The 7,990-nt window shown below is 49.4% G+C and carries 9 protein-coding genes, 1 rRNA gene and 1 other RNA gene; all 11 read right to left on the bottom strand.

Annotated elements, in window-relative coordinates:
- Positions 1 to 115 (bottom strand): 16S ribosomal RNA (locus ACFQ0N_RS14750); the annotation flags it as partial.
- A gap of 349 nt (positions 116 to 464) precedes the next feature.
- Positions 465 to 728, bottom strand: a complete 264-nt coding sequence (locus ACFQ0N_RS14745; RefSeq protein ID WP_379327305.1) for a pro-sigmaK processing inhibitor BofA family protein — start codon at positions 726 to 728, stop codon at positions 465 to 467.
- Entirely contained in the window at positions 725 to 1,000 is a 276-nt protein-coding gene (locus ACFQ0N_RS14740) for a DUF2508 family protein (RefSeq protein WP_379327303.1), read from the bottom strand. The genes ACFQ0N_RS14745 and ACFQ0N_RS14740 overlap by 4 nt, the downstream gene beginning before the upstream one ends.
- A 232-nt stretch (positions 1,001 to 1,232) precedes the next feature.
- Positions 1,233 to 1,832 carry a recombination mediator RecR gene (gene recR, locus ACFQ0N_RS14735; protein ID WP_379327301.1) on the bottom strand — a complete coding sequence of 200 codons (600 nt, stop codon included), beginning with the start codon at positions 1,830 to 1,832 and terminating at the stop codon, positions 1,233 to 1,235.
- A 21-nt stretch (positions 1,833 to 1,853) separates the two neighbouring features.
- Complete coding sequence (locus tag ACFQ0N_RS14730) at positions 1,854 to 2,165, bottom strand: YbaB/EbfC family nucleoid-associated protein (RefSeq protein WP_379327299.1); 312 nt, start codon at positions 2,163 to 2,165, stop codon at positions 1,854 to 1,856.
- 22 nt (positions 2,166 to 2,187) lie between these two features.
- The gene (gene dnaX / locus ACFQ0N_RS14725; RefSeq protein ID WP_379327297.1) at positions 2,188 to 3,966 is read right to left on the bottom strand and encodes a DNA polymerase III subunit gamma/tau; all 1,779 of its coding nucleotides are present in this window, start codon (positions 3,964 to 3,966) and stop codon (positions 2,188 to 2,190) included.
- A 212-nt stretch (positions 3,967 to 4,178) separates the two neighbouring features.
- Positions 4,179 to 4,445, bottom strand: an RNA gene (gene ffs / locus ACFQ0N_RS14720) — signal recognition particle sRNA large type.
- 54 nt (positions 4,446 to 4,499) lie between these two features.
- On the bottom strand, positions 4,500 to 4,898 hold the full coding sequence (locus ACFQ0N_RS14715) for a hypothetical protein (RefSeq protein WP_379327295.1): 399 nt from the start codon (positions 4,896 to 4,898) through the stop codon (positions 4,500 to 4,502).
- 82 nt (positions 4,899 to 4,980) lie between these two features.
- Entirely contained in the window at positions 4,981 to 5,178 is a 198-nt protein-coding gene (rpmE, locus tag ACFQ0N_RS14710; RefSeq protein WP_379327293.1) for a 50S ribosomal protein L31, read from the bottom strand.
- 100 nt (positions 5,179 to 5,278) lie between these two features.
- Positions 5,279 to 6,529 carry a radical SAM family protein gene (locus tag ACFQ0N_RS14705; RefSeq protein ID WP_379327325.1) on the bottom strand — a complete coding sequence of 417 codons (1,251 nt, stop codon included), beginning with the start codon at positions 6,527 to 6,529 and terminating at the stop codon, positions 5,279 to 5,281.
- A gap of 5 nt (positions 6,530 to 6,534) precedes the next feature.
- Positions 6,535 to 7,887: a transcription termination factor Rho gene (gene rho / locus ACFQ0N_RS14700; protein WP_379327291.1), complete on the bottom strand. Its 1,353-nt coding sequence runs from the start codon at positions 7,885 to 7,887 to the stop codon at positions 6,535 to 6,537.
- Between the last annotated feature and the right edge of the window lie 103 nt (positions 7,888 to 7,990).

Below are 7,990 nucleotides of genomic sequence, written 5' to 3'. Positions count from 1 at the left end.
CACCCGTCCGCCGCTAAGCTTCCGAGAAGCAAGCTTCTCTTCTGCTCCGCTCGACTTGCATGTATTAGGCACGCCGCCAGCGTTCGTCCTGAGCCAGGATCAAACTCTCCATAAAAGTTGAAGTCCGAAAACTTCTATTCATGAATAAGCTTGTTAGCTCATTACTTGTTTTCTTGCGATTTGACAGTTTTGCTCATTGTTCAGTTTTCAAGGAACAAATCTTCTTTTCTTGCTCGCCGTCGCTATCAGCGGCGACTAGAATAATATATCACATCCGCCTAGTTGATTGCAAGTACTTTTTTTAAAAAAGTTTTTTACCTTCAGAGGAATGATTGATTCCCTTCAACCAGGCACGATGAATAATGTAGCACATCTTTCCCCCGAAGGTCAATAGCCCATTGCTTTTTTCTTTTCTTTTTCATGAGAACGACGAGCTATCGCTTGCATTTATAAACTTGATCCAGCTACACTAACACCAATTGCAGGCCAATAATCAACCCCATCCCAGGCAGTCCTAACAAAATTACAGTGCCAATCGTCAACGGGTTTAAAGGTATTTCGAAGCCGGAAATGATACCTGAAAAATTCAATAAATAAATGCCAAGCACGACACCGATAAGCTGCAGAGCAAAATGCTTTATCCATAAGCGCGACGCGCGCTGCCGATAGAGCACCACCGTTAACAGTAAAGTCGATATAACCAGGCACGCCAGCCAAAAGAGATTCATACCGCGTCCTCCCCGACCCATGCCGGCCATTGCTTATTACTGGCTTTGGCTTTACGCAATAGCATTTCGTATCTTTTCTCGGCCGCCTTGATGGTATAGATCGCATAGTCAACATGATCCTCGCCCAGCGCGCAATCAAAATGACGGAGTGCATTTTCCCATTCGCGCTTTGCGTCCCTAAGCTCATTTTGCAAACTGCGCCGTTCCAATTCCTCGCTATTTTGCCGCTCTTTGCTTTGCCTGTCAGGCCACAGCCACCGACTCCATTTCATCGCCTTCGCCTCCCGCTTGTCCATAGTACGCGCTCCCGCCATATGAAGCACTTTACTATCAATCTATGAACAATCCGGGCGCAAATAGAACAATGTGCAGATTGAAGCTGCAAGAAAAAACAGGCTGCGGCATAATTGGCTTGGGTTTTACATTCCAAACAAAGCCCCAAATTTCCACCGCCTTACACAGTAGAAACTTGGGGCTCTTAGTCAGATTAAATCCATCGAATCATCAGTTTAATTCGCGGCGACCCTCCAGCGCCTTAGACAGAGTTACCTCATCGGCATATTCTAAGTCTCCGCCTACAGGCAAGCCGTGTGCAATACGAGTAATGCGAATGCCGAAGGGCTTGACCAGACGGGACAGATACATCGCTGTCGCTTCGCCTTCAATATTCGGATTTGTCGCCAAAATCATCTCCTGCACACGCTCATCACTCAGACGCTTCAACAGCTCTGCGATGCGAATGTCATCCGGCCCTATCCCTTCTATGGGCGAAATCGCTCCTTGCAGCACGTGATATTGTCCTTGGAATTCCTTCGTACGCTCCATCGCAACGAGATCCTTGGATTCCTGCACCACGCAGATGACCGAATGGTCCCGCGTCTTGTCTTGGCAGATCCGGCAAGGATCGACATCTGTAATGTTGCAGCAAACCGAGCAATAATGAAGATTCCGCTTGACACTCACGAGCGCTTTGGCAAAATCGATAACATCGTCTTCTTTCATTCTCAGGACATGAAAGGCCAGCCTTGCAGCCGTCTTCGGCCCAATACCGGGCAGACGGCTAAAGGCTTCGATCAATTTGGCAATCGGTTCTGGGTAATACAAAGCGCAGCTCCTCTACTTTGTCTAGAACAATCCCGGGATTTTCATACCGCCAGTATATTTGCTCATATCTTTATTAGCCAATTCGTCAGCTTTGTTCAAAGCGTCATTGACAGCCGTAAGCACGAGATCCTGCAGCATTTCTACATCGTCCGGATCTACCGCCTCAGGCTTAATAACGATACTTTGCACAGTTTTATGTCCATTCACAACTACTGTCACAACTCCGCCGCCAGCAGTGCCTTCTATCGTTTTACTGCCGAGCTCTTCTTGCGCCTTGAGCATTTGCTCCTGCATTTTTTTCACTTGCTTCATCATTTGATTCATATTGTTCATGGGAAAGACCTCCTAAATGTGATCAGTTATCATCAATTACAACAAGTTCCTCGCCAAATAACTTGACCGCTTCTTCAACCCATTCCGGCTGCCGCGCCTTGTCCGGCCCGCCATTCCCTTCTTCATGCTGCATCACAAGCGGTTCGGCTGCAGCCGGCTCGGCTGCCTGCCATTCCTTTTGCATAACCGTTGCAAGCTTGACTGGCCGGCCGAACATTTCGTGAAAGACACGCTCGATTAGCTCACGGTTAGCAGGACGCTCGGTTGTTTCGCGGTGCATCGTATTTTTGAAGGCGACAAGAATGGTATTCTCTGCGGCCGACACCGGCTCGCCATCCACAAGCCAAGCATGAACGGTGATGCGGGCTTCTTTTACACGCTGTAAAATTTCGCCCCACTTCATGCGGATCTGCCCCGTCGCCTGGCTTTCGGCCGCCGCCCGGAAGGGTTCCAGCTTGACAGTCGTGCGCACAGCGCTGCCGGAGCCGCTGCCTGTGCCTCTGAAGCCTCCTCCGCGAGCGCCGCGATTACTCGGCTCCGAAGAAGCGGCTCCGCTGCCCGGAGCTGCGGCTGCACCGGAGCGCATTACCTCTTCCAGCTTGCGCTCAAGTAAAGCAATACGCTCCTGAAGCCGCGCAACCTCCTCCGAGGAGCGCCCTTCTCCGGCTGAATCGGCATTTGCTCCTGCTTCGGCGCTTGCACCTGGACCGTTCGATGCCGCCTGCAGCGCGCATACCTTCATCAAGGCCACTTCAAAGATCGTCTGCGGCAAAGATGCAATCCTTATTTCGCTTTGATACTTATTTAGTGTATCGATCATGCGAAAGAGCTGCTCTGCACTGAAAGCATCGACCATCGCCCGATAGCGCTCCTGGTCGACAATTCTTTCTGTTGACGCCCGGTCAGGAGCCAGCTTAAGCACTAGCAAATCACGGAAATAATAAATGAGGTTTTCGAGACATTTGTCAGGACTTTTGCCAGCCTGCATTAATCCCTCCACCAAGGGAAGGATCGCTCCGGCATTGCCTGCCTGAACAGCTTCAGCCAATTGTGTGAATTGCTCGGCTGCGAGCCCACCTGTAACATCCACTGCAGCGGAAAGTGTAACCCGCTCTCCGGCAAACGCCGCTACTTGCTCCAGCAAACTTATCGCATCGCGCATACCGCCTTCAGACAAGCGGGCGATATAAGCGAGAGAGTCCTCGTCCGCTTGAATCCCCTCCTGTACGGCAATTTGCGTTAGACGCGCCGTCTGCTCAGGCAGCGATACTTGCCGGAAATCAAAGCGCTGACAACGCGATATAATTGTAGCCGGAAGCTTATGCGGCTCCGTAGTTGCCAAAATGAAAATAACATGCCCAGGCGGTTCTTCCAATGTTTTTAGCAGCGCATTAAATGCTTCAGAGGTCAACATGTGAACCTCGTCAATAATGTACACTTTATATCGAACTTCGGAAGGTGCATACCGCACTTTATCACGAATATCGCGAATTTCATCGATGCCCCGATTGGAGGCGGCATCAATTTCGATGACATCCATGATGGATCCTGCCGTTATTCCCTGACAAGCCGCACATGCATTACACGGTTCCGGGGCCGGACCGGATTCGCAGTTGATTGCTTTCGCCATAATTTTGGCAGCGCTTGTTTTACCGGTGCCTCGCGGACCGTTGAATAAGTAAGCATGCGAAATCCGCTGCTCCCGAATCGCATTTTGCAGCGTTTGAATAATATGCTGTTGGCCGACCATGTCCCCGAACGTCTGCGGACGCCAGGCGCGGTATAAAGCGATATGTGACATGTAGACCGTTCCTTTCGAATTGTTCCATAGACCGCTGCCGCTTCTTCTTCAGAAGAGACAATGCCCCCTTATTATACACGATCATCCTGCCAAGAAAAACATTAACCTCATATATTGCCTGAAATAAAAAACATCCGTCTCCCGGTTCGACCAACGAACAAGGAAAGGATGTTTGCTTATAATTTATAAAAAAAATCCCTCGAAGAGAGATACCGTGCACCTGCCTTCGATAAATGTGATCCAGGCGGCACTTTTGTTCCCAGCTCGGGACAGGCACTCCTCCGGCACATGAACTAACCTGCTTATGGCTGCTTCCTTCCGGACCTGACCAGGTTCACAGGCGCCCATTGCGGAGGACCCGTCCGTCAACACTGTTCCCAAACACCAAACCCCACATCAGCATCACCTCTGACAGGAATTCAACCTCGCTACAGCGGATTGCGAGTTACAGGGCACCGCTACCTCCCCATCTAGCACGGCAGAAATAAGTATAGCGCGTTCTGCAACAATATGCAACTGTTCAAGCCAAGTTGTTACCTTGTTACTTCCACATGAGCATTGTAGCGCGGCATATTTTTTTGCAGCGACGCCAGCGCTTCCTGATGCAAATACTGCTTGTCATAGCCTTTTTGGGCGGTTAATGTTACATAAAGCTCCACTCCTTGGAACATCACATTAACATCGGAAACGCCGTTAATTTCTTTCATTTTTTCAATAACAAAATCGCCATCGCTGCCATAATTCAAATAATTCCCATGCTTATTGGGCAAATGCGGGTTGCTATTCGACAAGCCTAAATAACCGTCACGACCATACGATTTTGCCGCCATTCCTTTATCGCGGCCGGAGCAGGCCCCAGTCGTAATAAGCAGCATAACAGCCAATGCAGCAACAAGCGCTCGCGCTGAACATAATGCAAATTTGGTGGACATAAAAAAACCTCCTTCAGTCCATAGGATGGCTGCAGGAGGTTCTTGTATTCTGCTAATTTTCGGCAGAAACGGCATATTGCAATTAGATGCCGTATTTCTTTTTGAATTTGTCTACACGACCGCCAGCATCTACGAACTTTTGTTTACCCGTGAAGAACGGGTGGCAAGCGGAGCAAATCTCAACGCGCAGGTTCTGTTTGATCGAACCAGACTCGAAGCTGTTGCCGCAAGCGCAAGTTACTGTAGTGACGTTGTAGTTCGGATGAATTCCTTGTTTCATCGCGATTCACCTCTTTCCGCCCTGAGCTACATGCGAGCTCAGAGTTAAAATACACACAAATCGAATTATATCACGGTTATTGTCCGGATCGCAATCCTTTTCATTTCCCCGGTTTGGGGGGCACATGCGTATAAGAGCCGATGACCACATCCGGCAGCTCTTCAGCGAAAATCTCCAGCATCTGCTTCATGCCGTATATTTCACCCTGCGGCGGGGGAATTAACGCCAAATAGCTTTCGGGATCAATATTCAAATTTCTCATTTGGATTAGCCGCAGACCGGTGCGCCGCACGAATCCAATCATCGCTTCTATCTCTTCCTCGCGGTCAGTAACGCCAGGGAATATCAAATAATTGATCGAGGTATATACTCCTTTGTCCGCAGCATAACGAAGCGATTTTTCGACATTGGAGAGCGTATAGCCTCTAGGTTTGTAGTAAGCATTGTAATGATCATCGAGTGCACTAATGGTGCTGACCCGCATTAGGCTTAATCCGGCATCTACAATCGCCCGGATATGGTCGGTAAGACCGGCATTGGTATTAATATTTATATGTCCCAGCGATGTAATGCCGCGTACCTTCCGCATCGCTTCTACGATAATTTTTGCTTGCGTGGACGGTTCGCCCTCGCAGCCTTGGCCAAAGCTGATAATCGCATCAGGCGTCGTCAGGTGCTCCAGCATAATTTCCACAATTTCATCGACGGTTGGACGAAAATTCATGCGGGTTTGCGGAGCTGGAAAACCGCTGTCATCCGGCTGCTCCGAAATACAGCCATAGCAGCCTGCATTACACGAATAAGAGACCGGAACCGCACCTTCCCAGCGCTGCAGAAACGTGTTGGATGCCGTCAAGCATTCATAACCAAGGGCGCAGTTGGATAAATGCTGGTATAAGCGGTTATTCGGATATTTGGCCAACAAGCTGTCTACCGAAAGCTTCAGCTTGTCCCGATCGCAATTTAGCGGATTCCAGCGCTCAGGATCATCGCATTGCTGCGCGGTAACATAGAAGCCGCCATCCTTCCAGACAACAGCTGAGTAACCGAACAGCGGCAATTTATGCGATTTGTCCGTTTTAATATATCCGGGAATATTTAACCGGGTGAACCCTTGCGGAAGAAGCGCCCCTACCGCCTGAACTTCGCCAGGCAACGGCTTCATCTCGCCGGTAGCTCTCTCTATGCCGATTGGACGCGTATAGGGCAGCCCAACCAATGTAGCCCCTTCCGGCAGAGGGATCAGCTCATCGTCCATAATCTCAACAATCATTTCTCCGCTGCGGCCGAGCGCAATCCAGTCCGGATGATCGAACAAATTTCCTTCTGCATCTGCATACACTAAATTCATCATCATTAGGATACAGGCGCCGAGCGTGTCGTACGCCGCCCTCCATTGCTAGTCGTTCCTGCGCTGCCCGCCGTTCCATTACCCGCTCCACGCGAGCTTTGCTGCAAACCGGACGTATCCAGAGACATTAGAAACTCTTCATTTGTTTTTGTGTCAGCCAACTTTTTCAAGAAGTTATCGACAAATTCCATCGAATCATTCATGCCTTTGCGAATCGCCCATACTTTATCAAGCTCTTCTTTTGATAACAGCATTTCCTCGCGGCGCGTTCCCGAACGGCGTATATCGAGCGCCGGAAAGATTCTTCTTTCCGCCAGCTTGCGGTCGAGATGCAGCTCCATATTGCCTGTTCCTTTAAACTCCTCATAAATAATGTCATCCATACGCGAGCCCGTCTCTACGAGCGCTGTGGCCAATATAGTCAGGCTTCCGCCTTCCTCTACATTGCGCGCCGAGCCAAAGAAGCGTTTGGGGCGATGGAATGAGGCAGGATCTATACCGCCGCTAAGGGTTCTGCCTGATGGAGGCACAACAAGGTTGTACGCACGAGCCAGCCGCGTAATGCTGTCCAGCAGAATTACGACATCCTTTTTGTGCTCAACCAGCCGAAGCGCACGTTCGAGCACAAGCTCTGCAACTTTGATATGATTTTCAGGAAGCTCATCAAAAGTAGAAGCGACAACTTCGCCTTTAACCGAACGCGACATATCCGTTACTTCTTCCGGGCGCTCGTCGATCAACAGCACAAACAACTCGATATCCGGATGGTTAGTTGAGATGCTGTTGGCAATTTCCTTCAGCAGCAAGGTTTTTCCCGCTTTTGGAGGCGCTACGATTAACCCGCGCTGGCCAAGACCGACAGGAGCGAGAAGATCCATTATACGCGTTGACAGTTTTGACGGGGAATTCTCAAGCACTAGCTTCTTCTGCGGATAAAGGGGAGTTAGAGCAGGGAAGTGTAGCCTTTCGGCTGCTTGCTCAGGGCTTTGTCCGTTAACAGCATTGACCTGCAACAGACCAAAATAGCGCTCGTTTTCCTTTGGAGCGCGACATTTGCCGGATACCAGATCTCCTGTGCGCAAGTCGAATTTGCGAATTTGCGATGCGGATATATAGATATCCTCTGTACTAGGCAAATAATTAATCGGACGCAAAAAGCCATAGCCTTCAGACAAAATTTCGAGCACACCCTGCATAAACATAAGTCCGCTCTTCTCTGCCTGTGCTCTTAAAATTGCAAAAATCAATTCTTTTTTCTTCAGCTGACCGTAGTAAGGAATTTGATGCAGCTTCGCCAGCTTGTACAATTCCGTCAGCTTCATTTCTTCCAGATCTCCAATCTGAAGATCAGTCGCCATAGTCTCACCACTTCTTTATCAATAATCTATAAAATACCAGCTTGTTCCAGCATTGCCGGAATCAGAGCAGTCTATTCCATCCGCCCTGATTCTTAGCTATTTT

The sequence above is a fragment of the Paenibacillus sp. GCM10027626 genome (assembly GCF_042676285.1).
Taxonomy (GTDB): Bacteria; Bacillota; Bacilli; order Paenibacillales; family Paenibacillaceae; genus Paenibacillus_Z.
The sequence above is the reverse complement of the archived record's forward strand: the minus strand, read 5'-3'. Positions and strand labels throughout refer to the sequence as shown.